This window comes from Bartonella sp. CM31XJBT (assembly GCF_028618555.1).
Lineage (GTDB): Bacteria > Pseudomonadota > Alphaproteobacteria > Rhizobiales > Rhizobiaceae > Bartonella.
Genome location: NZ_JAQITD010000081.1, coordinates 1 through 975 on the forward strand (window position 1 = coordinate 1; position 975 = coordinate 975).

At 40.6% G+C, this 975-nt stretch carries 1 pseudogene; it reads right to left on the reverse strand.

Annotation, left to right across the window (positions count from 1 at the left end):
* Positions 1-955: pseudogene (locus tag PVV63_RS10285) on the reverse strand (hypothetical protein); the annotation flags it as partial.
* Positions 956-975 lie beyond the last annotated feature (20 nt).

The following is a 975-nucleotide window of genomic DNA, read 5'->3' on the forward strand; positions in this document are numbered from 1 at the left end:
TAGAAACACTGTCTAGACTGGTAGTCACTGTCGTAACATTTTTATTAGTCGCAAATAACTGAGAGCCATTTACAACTTCTGTCGATTCTGCTGAAAGCACTCCTGCCTTAACACCTGAAAGTGTCCGGTCTTCTTTCTTACTGTTGGCAATATTGAGTTCTGTACCCTCTGCTTCTTTCCCAATAGTAATAACCTTCGTATCATCATCCTGCTTAGCAAGGCTATCACTGACAACATTGGTTACATCATTATGAACATTCGTGATAGAACTCGCAACACCAGCAAATGCTTCCGCTACACTATTGTAAACCTTTTCCTCACCAGTACTACCATCTTCATTGATAGTTTTAAGCTTGAAGGTAGGGGCAACCCATTTTCCATTTTCATAGCCAGCGCCTCCACCAAAATACGTCGCAACTGTTTGATTCACTGAATAAAGCTGGTTACCGGTAATCGCATCCGTTGAGTTTGCCGTGATGTCACCATCTAAAAGAAACTTCAATTTGCTATTGCTTCCTTCCGTTCCATGCTTAGCTACAAACGCATTGGCTTCATTACTCCAATTCAAAGAATCCTGTGCGACTCCTTCAGAAACTTCCTTAATCCTCTGATTCACATTCTTGATATTTGTATCAAGTCCTTCAAATGCTGAACCAACATTGGTAAAAGGTTTGGCTGTTATCTTACCATCTTTATCAATCTCCGATAAACTATAGGTTGGCCCTGTAAACGCACCATTATTAAAAGCTGCATTGCCCCCTAAATAAGTAATAACCTTATCATTCGTTTCAAAAAGCTGACTACCCGTTACAGCATCCGTTGAATTAGCGGTAATCTCACCATTTGCTAGAAACGTAATTCTACTGTTTTCTTGTGTCCTTACAGCTCTGCCTTTTTCTTCTTTGCTCTTTTCATGACGTGCTACAAAGGCATTAGCTTCCTTGCTCCAATTCAAAGAATCCTGCGCTACCCCTT